Source organism: Ruegeria sp. HKCCD7255 (assembly GCF_013031565.1).
Lineage (GTDB): Bacteria > Pseudomonadota > Alphaproteobacteria > Rhodobacterales > Rhodobacteraceae > Ruegeria.
Genome location: NZ_WQAG01000008.1, coordinates 1 through 17,017, shown reverse-complemented (window position 1 = coordinate 17,017; position 17,017 = coordinate 1). Strand labels below are relative to the sequence as shown.

14 protein-coding genes, 1 tRNA gene and 1 pseudogene are annotated in these 17,017 nt (G+C 55.9%); 7 read left to right on the top strand and 9 right to left on the bottom strand.

Going from position 1 to position 17,017, the window contains the following annotated elements:
- Positions 1 to 56: 56 nt before the first annotated feature.
- Together GOX45_RS14860 and GOX45_RS14855 are read left to right on the top strand one after the other, a co-directional pair.
- Entirely contained in the window at positions 57 to 1,070 is a 1,014-nt protein-coding gene (locus tag GOX45_RS14860) for a GDP-mannose 4,6-dehydratase (protein ID WP_171102095.1), read from the top strand.
- Between the two features lie 103 nt (positions 1,071 to 1,173).
- Positions 1,174 to 1,611 (top strand): hypothetical protein, encoded by a 438-nt coding sequence (locus GOX45_RS14855; RefSeq protein WP_217350472.1) that lies wholly within the window; start codon positions 1,174 to 1,176, stop codon positions 1,609 to 1,611.
- 32 nt (positions 1,612 to 1,643) lie between these two features.
- On the opposite strand, the gene nqrF is transcribed toward GOX45_RS14855, so the two are convergent.
- The 6 genes from nqrF to GOX45_RS14825 are packed head-to-tail and all read right to left on the bottom strand — an operon-like array spanning position 1,644 to position 7,503.
- The gene (nqrF, locus tag GOX45_RS14850) at positions 1,644 to 2,867 is read right to left on the bottom strand and encodes an NADH:ubiquinone reductase (Na(+)-transporting) subunit F (protein ID WP_171101940.1); all 1,224 of its coding nucleotides are present in this window, start codon (positions 2,865 to 2,867) and stop codon (positions 1,644 to 1,646) included.
- A gap of 10 nt (positions 2,868 to 2,877) precedes the next feature.
- Entirely contained in the window at positions 2,878 to 3,486 is a 609-nt protein-coding gene (gene nqrE, locus GOX45_RS14845; RefSeq protein ID WP_050603817.1) for an NADH:ubiquinone reductase (Na(+)-transporting) subunit E, read from the bottom strand.
- Entirely contained in the window at positions 3,486 to 4,139 is a 654-nt protein-coding gene (locus tag GOX45_RS14840; RefSeq protein ID WP_170710614.1) for an NADH:ubiquinone reductase (Na(+)-transporting) subunit D, read from the bottom strand. The genes nqrE and GOX45_RS14840 overlap by 1 nt, the downstream gene beginning before the upstream one ends.
- Positions 4,139 to 4,954 carry a Na(+)-translocating NADH-quinone reductase subunit C gene (locus tag GOX45_RS14835; protein WP_171101939.1) on the bottom strand — a complete coding sequence of 272 codons (816 nt, stop codon included), beginning with the start codon at positions 4,952 to 4,954 and terminating at the stop codon, positions 4,139 to 4,141. The genes GOX45_RS14840 and GOX45_RS14835 overlap by 1 nt, the downstream gene beginning before the upstream one ends.
- Entirely contained in the window at positions 4,947 to 6,155 is a 1,209-nt protein-coding gene (locus GOX45_RS14830) for an NADH:ubiquinone reductase (Na(+)-transporting) subunit B (RefSeq protein ID WP_171101938.1), read from the bottom strand. The genes GOX45_RS14835 and GOX45_RS14830 overlap by 8 nt, the downstream gene beginning before the upstream one ends.
- A 4-nt stretch (positions 6,156 to 6,159) precedes the next feature.
- Entirely contained in the window at positions 6,160 to 7,503 is a 1,344-nt protein-coding gene (locus GOX45_RS14825) for a Na(+)-translocating NADH-quinone reductase subunit A (RefSeq protein WP_171101937.1), read from the bottom strand.
- A 296-nt stretch (positions 7,504 to 7,799) separates the two neighbouring features.
- On the opposite strand from GOX45_RS14825, the gene GOX45_RS14820 reads away from it, so the two are divergent.
- The 3 genes and pseudogenes from GOX45_RS14820 to GOX45_RS22335 all read left to right on the top strand — a co-directional run.
- The gene (locus GOX45_RS14820) at positions 7,800 to 8,915 is read left to right on the top strand and encodes a class I SAM-dependent RNA methyltransferase (RefSeq protein WP_171101936.1); all 1,116 of its coding nucleotides are present in this window, start codon (positions 7,800 to 7,802) and stop codon (positions 8,913 to 8,915) included.
- Positions 8,916 to 8,970: 55 nt separating this feature from the next.
- Positions 8,971 to 9,047, top strand: a tRNA-Pro gene (locus GOX45_RS14815).
- 545 nt (positions 9,048 to 9,592) lie between these two features.
- Positions 9,593 to 9,778, top strand: a pseudogene (locus GOX45_RS22335) (integrase core domain-containing protein); the annotation flags it as partial.
- 50 nt (positions 9,779 to 9,828) lie between these two features.
- Here GOX45_RS22335 and GOX45_RS14805 read toward each other — a convergent pair.
- Together GOX45_RS14805 and GOX45_RS14800 are read right to left on the bottom strand one after the other, a co-directional pair.
- Positions 9,829 to 11,358: a hypothetical protein gene (locus tag GOX45_RS14805; protein ID WP_171101935.1), complete on the bottom strand. Its 1,530-nt coding sequence runs from the start codon at positions 11,356 to 11,358 to the stop codon at positions 9,829 to 9,831.
- Positions 11,355 to 12,560, bottom strand: coding sequence for a hypothetical protein (locus GOX45_RS14800; RefSeq protein ID WP_171101934.1), 1,206 nt, complete (start codon positions 12,558 to 12,560; stop codon positions 11,355 to 11,357). Before GOX45_RS14800 ends, GOX45_RS14805 begins: the two co-directional genes overlap by 4 nt.
- Before the next feature lie 593 nt (positions 12,561 to 13,153).
- Between GOX45_RS14800 and GOX45_RS14795 the strand changes: the two genes are divergently transcribed.
- Positions 13,154 to 14,857 (top strand): alkaline phosphatase family protein, encoded by a 1,704-nt coding sequence (locus GOX45_RS14795; protein ID WP_171101933.1) that lies wholly within the window; start codon positions 13,154 to 13,156, stop codon positions 14,855 to 14,857.
- Positions 14,858 to 15,150: 293 nt separating this feature from the next.
- On the top strand, positions 15,151 to 16,356 hold the full coding sequence (locus GOX45_RS14790; protein WP_171101932.1) for an MFS transporter: 1,206 nt from the start codon (positions 15,151 to 15,153) through the stop codon (positions 16,354 to 16,356).
- Positions 16,357 to 16,711: 355 nt separating this feature from the next.
- Here GOX45_RS14790 and GOX45_RS22230 read toward each other — a convergent pair whose 3' ends face one another.
- Positions 16,712 to 16,834 carry a hypothetical protein gene (locus tag GOX45_RS22230; protein WP_256415707.1) on the bottom strand — a complete coding sequence of 41 codons (123 nt, stop codon included), beginning with the start codon at positions 16,832 to 16,834 and terminating at the stop codon, positions 16,712 to 16,714.
- Positions 16,835 to 17,017 lie beyond the last annotated feature (183 nt).

Below are 17,017 nucleotides of genomic sequence, written 5' to 3'. Positions count from 1 at the left end.
TCGCAGGTGGAAAGGGTCCCTGATGGCGCGACGTCAAGACTATGATCGAGGGTGATATGAAGCGGGTTCTGGTCACAGGTACAGCTGGGTTTATCGGGTTCCATCTGGCGCGGCTTTTGCTGGCCGAGGGGTTCCGTGTGCATGGCTATGACGGGATGACCGACTATTACGACGTGGCCCTGAAACACCGCCGCCATCAGATGTTGCTGCAAAATCCGGGCTTTGCCGCGACCGAAGGCATGCTCGAGGATTACGATACCCTTGTCCGTATCGCCGATGAGTTTCAGCCTGATGTGATCGTTCACCTCGCCGCGCAAGCCGGTGTGCGCTACAGCCTGGAGGAACCGCGCAGCTATATCCAATCCAATGTCGTGGGCACGTTCAACGTGATGGAGATCGCGCGGCAGCATAAAGTCGAGCATCTGCTGATGGCCTCGACCTCATCCGTTTACGGCGCCAATACCGAAATGCCCTTCACCGAGGTGGAAAAAGCCGACACCCAACTGACGATCTATTCCGCGACCAAAAAGGCCAATGAATCGATGGGCCATTCCTATGCCCATCTGTGGGATCTGCCGACCACCATGTTCCGCTTTTTCACGGTCTATGGCACCTGGGGGCGGCCTGATCTGGCGCTTTACAAGTTTGTCGATGCCATCCTCGATGGCCGCCCGATCGACATTTACAATCACGGCGACATGTATCGCGACTTTACCAATGTCGAAGATCTGGTCCGCGGTATCCGGTTGCTGATTGACACGCCTCCGGTTCGGCCCGCCAGCCCTGACGAGATCATCGAGGGCGACAGCCTGTCACCGGTGGCGCCCTATCGGGTGGTGAATATCGGCAATGGTGAGAAGATACGCCTGCTGGATTTCATCGAAGCCATCGAAGAGGCGCTGGGTCAGAAGGCGATCCGCAATTACATGCCGATGCAGATGGGCGACGTTCCGGCCACCTGGGCGGATGCGGATCTGTTGCAGCGCCTGACCGGGTATCGCCCACAGACCGACTTCAAAGACGGGATAGCCCGTTTCGTCGAATGGTTCCGGGATTACCACGGCAAATGACGCCGGGGCCGCTCTGACCTCACGGTCCGAGGCGATTTGGGTCGGGCTCGGTCAGCTGTTTTTGCTGGTCGGAGGTTTGGCCCTGTTGCGGTTACAGACCGAGATGCTGGAACCGCAGACCTATGCGCAGCTGGCGCTGGCAATGACACTGTTCAGCTTTGGGCAGGTCTGCATCTACGGCGCGCTCAACCATGGGATTTTGCGATTTTTTGCGCTTGCCCCGCGCTTTGGCGGGTACGGCGCCTATCGCCGATATATCACCAGCCAGTTGATCCGGGTTTCGCTGCTGTGGACCGCAGCAGTTCTGGCATTGGCTGCGTTCATGCAGAGTTTGGGACAGACAGGAACCGCAATGTTGATCCTGATGGTCCTGCCCTATTCGGTGCTCAATGGCGGCCTCAGCGCCCTGATAGCCTATGGCAATGCGTCCCGTGCGCGTCGGGCCGTTGCGCTGCATCAGGGGCTGGATATGCGCGCCCACAGGTGCGACCCGCCGGCTGCGATCAAAAAGGTTCTGGGTATCGACGTCACCCAAAACTGAAAACCGGCGCTCAGGGCGCCGGTTTCATTGTCTTAGCCGCCGAAATCATCCAGCATGATGTCTTCGCGGTCCACGCCCAGTTCCAGCAGCATGTTGATGACCGACTGGTTCATGATCGGCGGGCCACACATGTAATATTCGCAATCTTCGGGAGCGGGGTGGTTCTTGAGGTATTCTTCGAACAACACGTTATGGATAAAGCCGGTATAGCCTTTCCAGTCATCCTCGGGCTGCGCATCGGACAAGGCCACATGCCATTCGAAATTGTCGAACTCTTTCGCCAGAGTGTCGAAATCTTCGACAAAGAACATCTCCTTCTTGGACCGCGCACCGTACCAGAAGCTGATCTTGCGGTTTCGGTTTTCAAGCCGTTTGAGTTGATCAAAGATGTGGCTGCGCATGGGTGCCATACCTGCACCGCCACCGATGAACACCATCTCTTTCTCGGTCTCGCGGGCGAAAAATTCACCAAACGGACCCGAGATCGTAACCTTGTCACCCGGTTTCAGGTTGAAGATATAGGATGACATCTGACCCGGCGGGATGCCTTCGGCCCCCGGAGGTGGAGAGGCCACGCGGACGTTCAGCATGATCATGCCTTTTTCGTCCGGGTAGTTTGCCATGGAATAGGCGCGCTCAATCGGTTCGCTCACGACCGATTCATATTGCCACAGATTGAAGCGGTCCCAATCTTCGCGATATTCTTCCTCGACGTCGAAATCGGTGTATTTCAGCGCATGCGCGGGGGCTTCGATCTGGATGTAACCACCGGCGCGGAAATTCACGTCCTCGCCCTCGGGCAGATCCAGCGTCAGAGCCTTGATGAAGGTCGCGACGTTCTCGTTCGAACGCACTGTGCATTCCCACTTCTTGACGCCAAATACCTCTTCCGGGACTTCGATATCCATATCCTGCTTGACCGCCACCTGACAGGACAGTCGGTCACCACAGGCAGCTTCACGCTTGGTGATGTGGCTTTCCTCGGTCGGCAGGATCGAGCCGCCACCGGAATGCACCCGCACCCGGCATTGTGCGCAGGTCCCGCCACCACCGCAAGCGGAGGGCACGAACAGTTTTTCGGCCGCCAGGGTTTGCAACAGTTTGCCACCGGCGGGAACAGAGACCGTTTTCTCACCATTGATGGTGATGTTGACATTCCCGGTCGACACCAGCCGCGACCGTGCCGCCATGATGATGGCGACAAGGCCCAGAACGATGACGGTGAAAAGGGCTACACCTAAGCCAAAGGTTTCCATTCCGCCCTCCTTACAGTTTCACGCCCGAGAAGGACATGAAGGCCATCGCCATCAGCCCAGCGGTGATGAAAGTGATACCCAAGCCTTGCAGACCGTCTGGAATGTCCGAGTATTTCAGCTTTTCGCGCACGCCTGCCATTGCAGTGATCGCCAGCGCCCAGCCAAAGCCCGACGACAGACCATAGGTCGCCGCCTCGGCAAAGTTGTAGTCGCGTTCTACCATGAACAGCGAGCCACCCAGAATGGCGCAGTTAACCGTGATCAGTGGCAGGAAAATCCCCAGCGCGTTGTAAAGCGGCGGGAAGTATTTATCCAAAACCATCTCAAGGATCTGCACCATCGCCGCGATCACGCCGATATACGAGATCAGGCCAAGGAAGGTCAGGTCTACATCTGGGAAACCCGCCCAGGCCAGCGCGCCCGGTTTCAGCAGATAGTTCAGCAGCAGGTTATTGGCAGGCACGGTGATGGCTTGCACCACCATGACCGAGATGCCCAGACCCAGCGCGGTGGAAATCTTTTTGGATACGGCGATGAAAGTACACATCCCCAGAAAGAAGCTGAGCGCGAGGTTTTCGACAAAGATGGCCTTTACGGCCAGTGAAATCAGACCTTCCATCAGTGGGCCTCTACCTGCTGGATTTTGTATTCACGTTCTTCGACCTGGTTTGGCTTCCATGTGCGGAAGGCCCAGATGATCAGACCGATGATAAAGAACGCCGAAGGTGGCAGCAGCAGCATGCCGTTGGGCACATACCAACCGCCATTGTTCACGGTTTGCAGGATGGTGACGCCAAACAGCGAACCTGCACCGAACAGCTCACGAATGAATCCAACCAGCAGCAGGATCAGGCCATAGCCCATCCCGTTGCCCATGCCGTCGATGAAAGACGCGACCGGAGGGTTCTTCATCGCAAACGCCTCGGCCCTGCCCATCACGATACAGTTGGTGATGATCAGGCCCACAAAGACCGACAGGGTTTTCGAGATCTCGAAGGCATAAGCCTTGAGGATCTGATCCACCAGGATCACCAGCGAGGCGATGATCACCATCTGCACGATGATCCGGATCGAGCCGGGGATCTGGTTGCGCAGGCATGAGATGAAGAAGGACGAGAACGATGTCACGAAGATCACCGCCAGCGCCATCACCATCGACACTTGCAGCGACGAGGTCACCGCCAGCGCCGAGCAGATGCCCAGGACCTGCAAGGTGATCGGGTTGTTGTCGACAAGCGGGTCGACCAGCATCTCTTTCTTGGTCTGGGACATCAGATCTCTCCTGCTTGCAGCTTGGCCAGGAACTGGGCATAGCCCGCGTCACCCATCCAGAATTTCACCAGGTTGTCGACCCCGACCGAGGTCAGGGTCGCCCCGGCCAGCGCGTCGATGTAAAAGTCGGGGCCTGCGGCAGGCTGCGATTTCGCCACGGTGATCTGAAGATCACCCGCGTCGTCGCGCAGCTTTTTGCCGTTCCACAGCGCTTTCCAGCGCGGGTTGTCCACCTCGGCTCCAAGACCGGGGGTTTCGCCGTGCTGATAGAATTGCAGCCCGAAGATATCGTTGCCGTTGTTTTCCAGCGCGATAAAGCCATAGAGCGTGGACCACAAACCATAGCCATGCAGCGGCAGGATCACCTTATCCAGCCCACCCGCATCGTCGCGCAGCAGATAGATCACGCGGTATTTGGCCTTGCGGCCGATACCAGCCGGATCATCCTCCAGCGCGACGCTGAGGTCAGGGTCGCTGGCGGCAGCGATGTCGTCAAACGTGGCCGGGTCGAACTGATCGTCGACGAAGCTGCCGGTGGCCAGATCCAGCACATGCGGTTCGAACGCAGCGAAAGCCTCGGTCACATCGATGCCGCGCTCGTAGATGCCTGCCACCTGCAACACGTTGACCTGCTTGTCCTTCAGGGCGTTGGCCTCTTGCACCGGACGCAGGCTGACTGCGGCGGCAGATACGACCATCGAAGCCACAAGGCAGACGGCCACGGCGATGACGATCGTTTTGCCAACGGAATCCGGCGAGGCCGCCAGAAACTTGGCAAAGGCGCCTTTGGGTTCTTGAGGTTGCGGATCAGACATGGCGACGCGCCCTCCGTTTGATATTGGCCTGAACAACAAAATAGTCGATCAGCGGTGCAAATACGTTCCCGAACAGAATTGCCAGCATCATGCCTTCGGGGAAAGCCGGATTGATCACCCGGATCATCACAACCATGACACCGATCAGCGCGCCATAAATATAGCGGCCCAGATTGGTGTGGCTGGCCGAGACCGGCTCGGTCACCATAAAGGCCAGCCCAAAGGCATAACCGCCGATCACGATATGCCAGTACCACGGCATGGCAAACATCGGGTTCGTGTCGGATCCGATCAGGTTCAACAGCAGGGTAAAGCCGATTGTTCCACCCAAACAGCCCAGGATCAGGCGATAATTCGCAATCCGCGTGGTCAGCAAGAAGGCCAGGCCGATCATGCAAGCCAACGTCGATGTCTCACCAAAGCTGCCCTGAATGGTGCCAAAGAAGGCGTTCCACCAGGTGATGCCATCCGCGGCCAGCGCCTGATAGCCTTGCGAGGCCGACACTGACAGGGCGGTCGCGCCCGAGAAGCCATCCACCGGTGTCCAGACGGTGTCGCCCGACATGCTGGCAGGATAGGCGAAATACAAGAAAGCCCGCCCAACAAGTGCCGGGTTGAGGAAGTTCTTGCCGGTACCACCAAACACTTCTTTGCCAATGACCACACCAAAGATGATCCCCAGCGCCACCTGCCATAGCGGGGCCGAAGCGGGCATAATGAGGGTGTAAAGCATCGAAGTAACAAGAAAGCCCTCGTTCACTTCGTGCCCACGCACGGTGGCAAAGATGACCTCGAATATGCCGCCCGCGACCAAAGTGACGATGTAAATCGGCAGGAAATACATCATCCCGTGCATCACGTTGGCAAAGATGCTGTCGGGGTTCAGCGAAATGCCGAATGCTTGCAGGATGGCGATCCGCCAGCCGGTGGCCGCATCCGCGCCCAGCATGGCAATGGCCGAGTTCGCCTGATAGCCGGTATTGTACATCCCCCACAAAATGCATGGGATCGTCGCGATCACGACATAGGTCATGATGCGTTTCATATCGATATATGACCGCGCATGTGGCGCAACGGTGGTGACGGTTTTCGGCGTGTAGATAAAGCTTTCGACCATCTCGTAGATGGGGAAATACTTCTCGTACTTGCCGCCCTTGGTAAAGTTCGGCTCGATCCGATCAAAGAAGCTGCGCAAACCCATCGGCTCAGCCCTCCTTTTCAATCTTGTTCAGACAGTCGCGCAGCGCCAGCCCGTATTCATATTTCGCCGGGCAGGCAAAGCCTACAAGGCCCAGATCTTCTTCATCCAGCTCCAGCGCACCCAGCGCCTGAGCCGTATCGGTGTCCATCACCAGGAGCGCGCGCAACAGCTGGGTCGGCAGGTAATCCTGCGGCATCAGCTCTTCGAACACGCCAGTCGGAACCATGGCGCGCCGTCCACCGTTCAAATTCGATGTCAAAGCATAGAGCTTTTTCGAAAACGCCGAGCCCAGCACCGGCTGGAATGAGAACTTAGACGGCATCGGACGGATCCAGCCCATCGGGATCTGGTCATGATCCTCACGGATGATGGTTACCTGTCGGGCGAACCGACCCAAAAAGGCAGTTGGCCCCTCAGCATGCTGGCCCGACAGGATCGAGCCCGAGATGATCCGGGCGGTGCCGTCGATATTGACCTCATCGCGGGTCAGATCGTCGGTCGAAGCTCCCATAACAGTTCGGATCAGGCGCGGCTGGCGCGCACCGGGCCCGGACAGGGCGATCACGATATTGGGGTCCAGATGGCCCGTCAGCATCAGCCGACCGATAGCGATGACATCCTGGTATCCGATCGTCCAGACCTGCTTGTCACCGATCAGGGGTTCGAGAAAATGAATATGCGTTCCGGCCAGGCCCGAAGGGTGTGGGCCAGAGAATGCCGCAAGCTCTACCCCGGCCACGTCAGCGCCCGGCACGGTATCTCCATCCTTGTGGCAGACATAGGTCACGCCTTCGGTCAGCTTGGCAACCGCCGCAAGACCCGCCGCAAAGGCTTCTGTCACCTCGGAGATGATCAAGCCCGCTTCCGGTGCCAGCGGGTCGCTGTCCATTGCGGTAACAAAGATCGCTGCAGGCGCAGTTCCCGGTTGCGGCATTTTGGAATAGGGGCGCGTACGAAACGACGTCCACAGACCCGCCGCGCAGAGTTTGGTTGTCACGCCTTCGGCCGTATCGGCATCACCGACGTCCGAAAAATCTATGCCGGTGTCATTGGCGTCAGACACTTCGATGACCACGCTTTGCAACACACGTCGCGCACCGCGGTTGATGGCAACCACCTTGCCGCCAAGCGGGGCCACCATCATAGCCTCGGGCGCGTCCTTATGACAAAAGAGCGGCGCGCCCCGCTGCACGATGTCACCTTCCTGCACCAGCATCTTGGGCTTCAGACCGATATAGTCACCCCCAAGAACCGCAACACGGCTGTATTCCGGCCCCGGTTGGATCTTTTGGTCCGGGGCGCCTTCGACCGGCAGGTCCAGCCCCTTTTTCAGATTGAAAGTTTGCATCTTGCTACGGTCTTCCAAGCCTTTTCTCTGCGCCAGCTTAGCCTACACCCAATCGGGGTTTTGCGTCAGCGCGGATACTCTGGGTTCGCTTTGCAATCGCATCGTAAACACTCCAGAATCCGCAGGCGTATTTCTGATCATGGACCCTTTACGCGCGGTTGGTCACAAACGCAAACCCGTTACCGCGAAAAGTCATGGCTCAAACCCGCAATCTCAGGATTTTTGGCGTTTCATTCATCAGATTTTCCTCAAATTAGCCGGTCGCGCCCCTGTTGCATCCAGTGTAAGCAACCAAAATGACAAAACACACGAAATTCGAGATTTTTTTGGTCGCCACCCCAGGGCTTGAATCGCCCCTGTGTGCCGAAGCGCAGGAAAACGGATTCGCAGATGCGAGAAAAGTTCCGGGCGGTGTCGTCTGCCAAGGATCATGGCCCGAGGTCTGGCGCGCCAATCTTTGTTTGCGAGGGGCCAACAAGGTTCTGGCGCGTATCGGCAGTTTCCCGGCAGTGCATCTGGCGCAACTCGACAAACGGTGCCGCAAATTTCCTTGGGCCGACTTTCTGCGCCCGGATATCCCTGTCAGGGTTGAGGCCACCAGCCGCAAGTCACGCATCTATCACGCAGGTGCCGCGCGGCAGAGGGTCGAACGCGCGATCAACGAAACGCTTGGCGCACCCATCTCGTCCGAGGCCGACTTGCGCGTGCTGCTGCGCATCGAAAAAGACCTCTGCACCTTCTCGATCGACAGTTCCGGAGAGCTTTTGCACAAGCGCGGGCACAAGGAAGCCATCGCCAAGGCCCCGATGCGAGAGACCATGGCCGCGATGTTCCTGCGCGCGTGTGGTTTCGACGGGTCAGAGCCCGTTCTGGACCCGATGTGCGGATCGGGCACATTCGTGATCGAGGCCGCAGAGATCGCTAGGGGCCTGCTGCCCGGTCGGTCGCGATCGTTTGCATTCGAGCAACTGGCTGGTTTTGACGCAGATGCCTGGTCTCAGATGCGGTCTTCGTACACACCGACCCACAGCAAATTGATCCATTTCGGATCTGATCGCAATTCCGGTGCGGTTGAGGCAGCAGGCGCAAATGCCGCGCGCGCAGGCGTGGCGGACAACACCCGGTTCAGCCAGCGCGTCGTCAGCGATATCAAACCCCCGCCGGGTCCGACTGGGTTGGTGATCGTCAATCCCCCCTATGGCGCGCGTATTGGCGACGAAAAACGCCTGCGCTCGCTCTACGGAAGCCTAGGCAAAACGCTTATGTCCAGATTTCAAGGCTGGCGCATAGGCATTGTAACGAGCGCACCTGCGCTGGCCCGCGCAACGCGCCTGCCCCTGCTGGCCCCCGGCCCGGTTGTGGATCATGGCGGCACCAAGGTGCGCCTCTACCAAACCGACCCGCTGCCTTAGCCTCAGAATCCCCCTTGCGGATCCCGCCCTCCTTCTGTAGATCACCCGCCACGGTCGGAGCGTAGCTCAGCCTGGTAGAGCACTGTCTTCGGGAGGCAGGGGCCGGAGGTTCGAATCCTCTCGCTCCGACCAATCTATACAATAATTTCAGATATTTATACGCCCTCCATTGGATTGCTGGCATGTCGAATTCTATTTGGGCAGCACTAGGGCAGCACCAATATCTGGGGCTACTGACGGAGCAAACTAGTAAATGTTTTCAATCAATCTATCCCGAGTCTAGCGCCCTGACTGTAAATTGGCGTCATATAAATATCGCTTCCTCACCAAGCCGATTCCACTTCTCGCGCTCAAATTTACAGCCTCGGACTTGATTGAGGCTAGCGACCGGTCAAGCTCAAAGGTCTGCATTCAACCCGGAGAATAGTATAACGTTCACTTTCAGAATAGCAGCTTCGTCCACATAGCGATCTTTTGCGGCAACCTTCTATAACGTCCACTTTGCGGACAAAACGGCTAGCCGGTTTAAGCGCGCCATCATCCACAATGAGCCCAGAGCGGACTAGTCGCATTTCGCTGAAGCGATGCAGGTCTGGCTTAGACGCGTTGGCATCAAGCCGATCCACATCTATCCGGGATCCCCCTAGGAGAACGGCTACAATTAGCGCTTCAACGGTACACTGCGTCGAGAGGTTCTCAATGCAGAGTGGTTCACGACGACCGAGCAGGCCCAGATCGTCATCAACCACTGGCTCAGGCAGTACAATCACACCCGGCAGCATCAAGCACTCAGCATGTGCCCACCGGTTCCGGAAACTTTATTAGAGAAACCCCTGATCAGTGACTCAGACACAGGGGGCTAGACAGACGAACCTCGCTTGGAGAAACTAAGTCGGGTTTGAATGAATGCAGCCTATCGACGTGTCGGTTGTCGAAATTGCTCGGTTTCAAGCGCGCGGACAAGTTGGATGAAGTACCGACGGGTTTTGTTGGTCCATCTTGGGCTGGTGTTTTTGATCCCGGTGTGCCCGCCCAACCGACCCTGGAAGGCCCGGATTGCCAATTCATCTGTTTCGTCTTGATTGCCGTTCTGTTTGTAGATGCTTTCATCCGGAAGCGCGGAAAGTTCGGTGACCACGAGAGACATCAATTTCTCAAACTGAGCGGCTTGCTCCTCGTCCAGGCCGGTTTTGCCAGTCACGCCATCCGCCGAGGTCACATCGGGATCAGGATCGAAATGCTCATAGATCGCAAGTATCGCCAACAACGCAACAGTTAGGCCGGGAAAGGCCGCAATAAGAAGAAGGACAAGCCCCGGTTTCTTTCGGATCAAACCGCCAACAGTAAAGAAATCATGGACGCCGGGGGTAAGATACGTCGCGTGAGATCCGCGCGCGACGTAAACGTCGAGTCCATCGCGCGCATCGGCCGGATCTCTGTCGACAGCACGTTTTTCATCGGCTTGATCCTCGGGCTCATGGGCTGCAGTGATGAGACCGATCGGCGAAATCTGATCAACCGTTTTTTCGTTGCGCTCCAATCCCTCCAAGTCCACCCGCGAAAAAACCAAACAGCAGCCTTCATTGTCGCCCTCATGTTCATTCGTAAACATGCCGCCATATCGCGTGAAGTCGTTGTAGGCGTAAACGAAGTGGTATTCCATTAGGCCACAAGACGACAGCGCCAGCCAAACGGTTCGATTGACCACTGTGCCTTCTGGTGGATTGTCCAAGCGTTCATGAACCGCAGCATGATCTTCGGCTTCGAAATCGGCTATCAGCGCCTTCGCGTATTCCCAGCGCTGGCGTCGGCCTGCTGGGCCCTGATCCTGGCCGTTGATCGGAGCCCGACGCAAAAGAAGATCGGTAACGTCGAACTCTCCCCAAATCGCGTCCACTGCTTTTGTCGTAAAATTCTCCCCCTCGCCACCGTCAAGGTCCCGCAACGCCAAGTCTGATTTCAACGTATCTAAGAGCATTCGAAACTCAGCGCGCGCCTTAAGTTCATGTCTGGGCATTGCCGGATTGGCGACTCCGGGCAAATGGGTTTCGGACCCAAAAAACTTCTCCGAGAATTCCAGATCGGTGCCGTGAGAATATACCGTTGCGGGTCCGAATTCCGGTCTTGCAAGGTCTCGAAGGACGTCCGTCCCAAAACTCGTTTCGCCAGTCCGTGTTCGAAGCCTCGGAGGCACCCGACTAACACCATTCTCCACAAAGCTGTACTCCTCGCGTTCGCGTTGTTGGAACTCCAGCTCAAAAACTTCAGGAGGTAATTTATAGAGGTCGAACAAATCGATGCTGTGGAACCGCTCATCTTCATGGAAGTTCACATCCGGCAGCCAGTGTTGGGCGAGTCGTGAGACGGTTTGATGTGACAGCGGCCCAGTGAAATTGACCTGAGCCATCTGCGCGAGGCGTCTGAGTTTTGCGAGATCTGTCACTCCTGTGCCTCCCGAATCCGTTGGACAACCGCTTCCAATTCAGTGGAAATCGGCTCAAGTCGCGCCATGAGATCACCGTTTTCCTGTCGCAAGCGATCGATGCTCGGGCCGCAAGTCTCCAGCAGATCTGCTGGTGGCTGCACGCTCGTCGCGAGCAACTCGTCGAAAAGTTGGGGTTGATCTGCCGCCAAACTCGTCAAGACCTCCGAGAGACCCTCGATCAAAGAGGTGCGCTCTGCTTCATCCCCGCTTTGAAGGTAACGCGGTAAGGCGAGGCCTGCGTTCTGTGCGGAGGCGTGCAGCGCCAGGGCGCTCTCGGAAAAGGCCGGCTGCGCCATACCCTGTCGCCAAGGCGTAGTCTGGTTTTGAATGAAGCCAGCCATGAGCCCGCGCATCTGCGTGGTGAGCCGATTGAGACTTAAGCGTGCGAGCTCGTTACATCGATCTGCGATCTCATCGGCGCCGCGCGGGTCCAGAATGTCACCAAGTTCGCCAGCTGCTGCATCTTCACGCAATTCGAGCACGCGAAGTCCCGCAATCATCACGTTTGATGTGCCTTCCAAAGGATTGCCGATTTCTCCGAGCATGATCCGGTCCAAGCGCAGTTTGAGACCCACGCCGACCGCATTCTCATAGGCAATCAGATCGTCATCGCGCCAAACCCGGAGCTGCCCTTTTGCCTCCCACCGTACCCGTAGCGTCAGAAAGGATTTAAGATCGTTTCGGGCCACCTTTGTGAGGATGAGAGGGGCGACGGTCACGGTGCCCACAGATGTTTGGATTTCGAGCCTGAACTTCTGATTGTTGTTCTCGTCCGCGGCTTCAAGCGCGGTCAGGCCAAGGGCAATACCATTTTGACCAAGTGACAAAACAGAGCATGACTGACCCACGCGCATAAAACTGACCGCGAGCCGCAATGTGATGTCCGCCCCGACCACGTCTTGCATTTTGCGCGTCGGTTCAAAGACGATGTTGCGCCCAGGGCCGATGCCAAATCCGGCTCTGCCTTCACCCGCATCATCGCGCGGTGGCCTCGCTTCATCTTCTTCGCCCACCTCGTCTCTATCGAGAACCGCAATGAAACCTTCGAAGTCCTTAACCGTCTGTTGACCCTCAACTCCTCGAAAATCATCCGGAGTGATATCGGGTCCATCTGCTTTGGGAGGAAAGCGGTTTTCGTAGAAAAGCGTCCAAGCCGTCATGTCGCCTCCTCAACCCGTCAAAAATTAGAGAATGGAAAACAAGGCTGTTTGCCACGGGCATAAAACTGATGATCCAACAAACGTTAACACACCAATTGGCAAAAGTCGCCAAAAGTCCCAACGCAATCAATCTCCCGACGAGAACGCCGCGTGCCAGCTAACTAAAGAACTGCGTGCACCCTCAATAATTACAGGGCAGGGATAAGGGAGTCTGGCTAGGGGCATCGGCACTCTTTGAAGGGCAGACTTGGGCTCAATACGGTCATTGAATCCGACCTGCCAAGCATCCGCTTTGCGGACAGAGCTGCCTGATGCTGGCGCAGCGAAAATTGTCTTATTTGCTCGACGATATCACCGAACTACTTCTTTCAGCGTAACAGAGTTTACCGAGAGCGGACGCTCACAGCCGCCAAAAAGCTTGAAATCCAATCCAGTCATTCGCCGCGCCTTTGCCCATTGTCAAAACCGCGGGCACGGACAACGAAGATGGTACTTTGCGGGCGCCGTCTGGAGTGTCGTAGTCTCGACCGAAATGTTGCAATTTAGGACGATGACGTGGCACCATCCGCACGATCGTAGTGAAGAGAGATCCCATGAGAATTTCATTGATGGCCAGCGCGGTACTGTGCCTTACCGCTGTTAACCCTGTTAACGCCGAGGATGCTCCACGTCTTGTTTTGCAGCTGACTGTTGATGCACTTCGAGGTGATTTGCCGACCAAGTACTTGGACAATCTTGGCGAAGGTGGCCTTAGGCATCTGCTGGAAACTGGGGTGCACTACGTCGATGCGCATCACTGCCACGCCAATACGGAGACCGTTGTAGGACATGCCACTTTGGCGACGGGCGCGACGCCAGCGGTTCACGGTATGATCGGTAATGTCTGGTTTGATAGATCGTTGGACCGCGTTGTGTACAACGTAGAGGACGATACTGCGCCACTGCTTGATGAAGCCGCAGGCGTGAATGAAGACATTGAAATCGATCCGACACAAGCTGCAGCGGGAACAGATGGTAGATCACGCCGCGCGATGTTGGTTACGACAATCTCTGATGAATTAAGCGCATCTACAGCCGGAGCGGCAAAAGTCTTTGGCGTTTCGATCAAGGACCGCGGCGCAATCACAATGGCTGGGCAAAGTGGCAAGGCTTTTTGGTTCTCAAAATCTGCGAACCGCTTTGTCACCAGCTCTTACTACTACGATGCCTATCCCGACTGGGTCACGGCTTGGAACGACCAGGCGCCGACTGCATTCTATCAAGGCGCGACTTGGGAGCTGATGCACCCTCGGGAAGCATATATCTTTGGCGATCGAGACGACCAACCTTGGGAAACAGATGTCGCTGGGTTCGGGATCACATTTCCTCACTACTACAGCGTGTCTCAGACCAGTTTCGATCCGCTTGACAACCCGTATTTCACAACTTTCCTTACGCTCAGCCCAGCCGGTGATGAGTTGACAGCGCAGTTTGTCAAACATTTGATTGATGCGGAAGCAATCGGTAAGGACGACGTTACAGACTACTTGGCCATCAGTTTTTCGTCGGTCGATTACGTCAACCATGTCTTCGGGCCGTCCAGTCTTGAAGCCGAGGACACGATTTTCAGGTTGGATCAAACGCTTTCGGACCTTCTCGCGTTTATCGACGAACGTATTGGGTTGGAGAATGTTTTGATCGTTCTGTCTGCGGATCACGGAACGACGGATGCACCCGGCTATTTGGAAAGCGTTGGCATTCAAACAGGCCTCGTGGCTCCGGATACTTGGGACCCAACCGAACAAATTACGCGTTTGAAACAGCGTTTTGAGATCACTGGTCCGTTGCTGGCGGGATACGCCCATCCCTATCTCAATATTGATCCCGAGGTTCTGGCGCTCCCCGACATTGATTTGAACGCTCTTGAGGCTGCCATTGCCGAGGAATTATTGTCTTTTCCGGATGTGGCCTTCGCCATCCCGGCTACTGCCATCGAAGCGAACCAACTGCCCGATACTGAAATCATGAAATTGATCGGAAACAACCATAACCCCGCGCGTTCTGGCAATATCTACGTTGTTTTCAAACCTGGCTGGTTTATTGCAGATTTTGATGGCCTTTCAGTGACCTCGACACATGGTTCGCCTTGGAGAGGCGACACCCATGTGCCCATCTTGTTTTCCGGCCCAGGCATTGAGCCGCAACGTGTCGCGCGCCGAGTGTGCACAACATCCATAGCATCTACTCTGTCCGCCTTGCTGAGCACAGCGCGCCCAAATGGCGCAAGCGGCGAAGTGCTTCAAGAAGTCGTGCGTTAGAGAACTAGAATTTTTGCATTGATTGGTGCCATTGCATTTACGCATGGAGACCTCTGAGTCAGCATTTTCAGTGCCTCGCCGCATAAAGCTCAGAATAAACGAAATCATTGGTTGGTGGGCAATGTCTGCTTATCATGCTCGGTCGAAACTCAACCGCTGTATCGTAGAACGACCGCTCTGAACCCAAAGCTGCCGCTAACTCCTTTGCTGTGTTTTTTGTTTGGTGGGATCCACGCCTCGCATAGAAAACTCTTTTGGCTTGCTTTGCCGCTGTTCCCGTTCGATAGGGCGGTATGTTCAAGAACCGAGCTATTGTCTTCATCTTACTAACACTGCTGATCGACGCCATCGGCATCGGTATCGTTTTCCCGATTATGCCGGATTTGATGAACCGGGTCGGAGCGGGTGATACTGGGCAAGGAGCGTTCTGGGGTGGTTTGCTGATGGCTGCCTACGCAGGGGCGTTGTTCCTGTGTGGCCCCATTGTCGGAAGCATTTCAGATGCCGTTGGCCGCAGGCCAATATTGATCACGGCACTTGTCATGCTAGCACTGGATTATGCGATCATGGCCATGGCAGACAGTTTTTGGCTTCTTCTTCTCGGGCGGACCCTCGCTGGCCTTGCAGGGGCGACCTATATCACTGCGACAGCTTATATTGCCGACATATCTTCTCCTCAGGAAAAGGCGGCGAATTTTGGCCTTATCGGCGCAGCATTTGGGATCGGCTTTGTACTGGGACCAGCTGTGGGTGGAATTGCTGCAGAAATCAGCATTGCGGCACCGTTTTGGATTGCGGCGGTTCTATCGGCAAGCAACGCCTTGTTTGGTTACTTCGCGCTACCAGAAAGCCTGGCGTCGGACAAACGCCGTGCTTTTGGAAAACGCGACCTCAACCCATTCAAGTCGATTCTAGACGCTTTCCGCCTACCGGGCCTAGCGGTGCCCCTGCTTTGCATTTTTATCTTTGAGTTTGCCAATATGGTCTACCCAACGCTTTGGGCGTTCTGGACGCGCGAAGTATTCGACTGGCCGACACTTTATATCGGACTGTCGCTTGCGGCCTACGGCGTGCTGTTAGCTTTGGTTCAGGGGGGGTTAATGCCCATCTTCATCAGGTGGATCGGAGATTTCCGCACGCTGATGTTGGGCATGATTTCGGCACTGATTGGGATGATCGGTTTTGGCTTCACCGGTTCGGTTGTGGCCCTGATCATCTTCCTTGTTCTTGCGGCGTTGTCTGACCTCGTACCAGCGTTGATTACAGCGATGGCATCAAACCAAGTTAATGAAGATCGGCAGGGTGTCGTGCAGGGCGTTATTGCGTCGCTGTCATCCGTTGCCGCAGTATTATCTCCCTTGGTGATGACTGGATTGTTTCAGAATTCCGTTGATGCGATAGGTTTTTACTTCCCGGGTGCACCGTTCCTTTTCGCGGCCGTACTGGTTCTGCTGATGATGCCGCTGGTGATCCGATTGCGGGGGTATGCCTCCGTTTGAAGGTCAATCATATCAGAACAATTTTGCTTCAGCGGGTCATGGCAGCTTTGTCCGCATGTGAGACGCTCGAACCCGGCGCAGCGAAGGTCCGGTTTGGATTTCGGCCATTTTGACTATTTTGAATGACCGCTTTCGGGGAATCGCGCGGCGGTGGAGCGATCAGCTACGAAATTCGGCTATCGCGAGGAGGCCGATTTTGCCGCATCAGCAACCGGCAGAAATGTCCGCAAAGCAGTCGGTCACACTGAGTAAAGCGAATGACCGCCTTGAGCCCAGTGCAGACACTAAACATTTAATCGCTAATGGCAGCAAACCCTAGACAATAACACCCTGTGTCGCCGCTTTTTGGCTTCCGTCAAATCGTAGGTTGTTCGGGTGCGTCACCCAAAGCCAGCAGCAATAGAATTGCCAGCAGTGGCGATCCGACCAGACCAATCAAAAACCAGATCAAACCGGATCGGTTGCGTCGTCCGGCCATTGTGATTGGAAGGATGTAAAGCCAGATCACAAAAACGCCTAAGACGATGAGAAATAATAAACTAGCTAACCCGTCCATCGCACATTAGCCTTTCGTTCGATTGGGTTACGTATGGTCTGCCCAACGGTCGTTGCAAGTGTCTCAAAGATGATCCCACAGAAAGCTGAACATCGCGGTCAGATA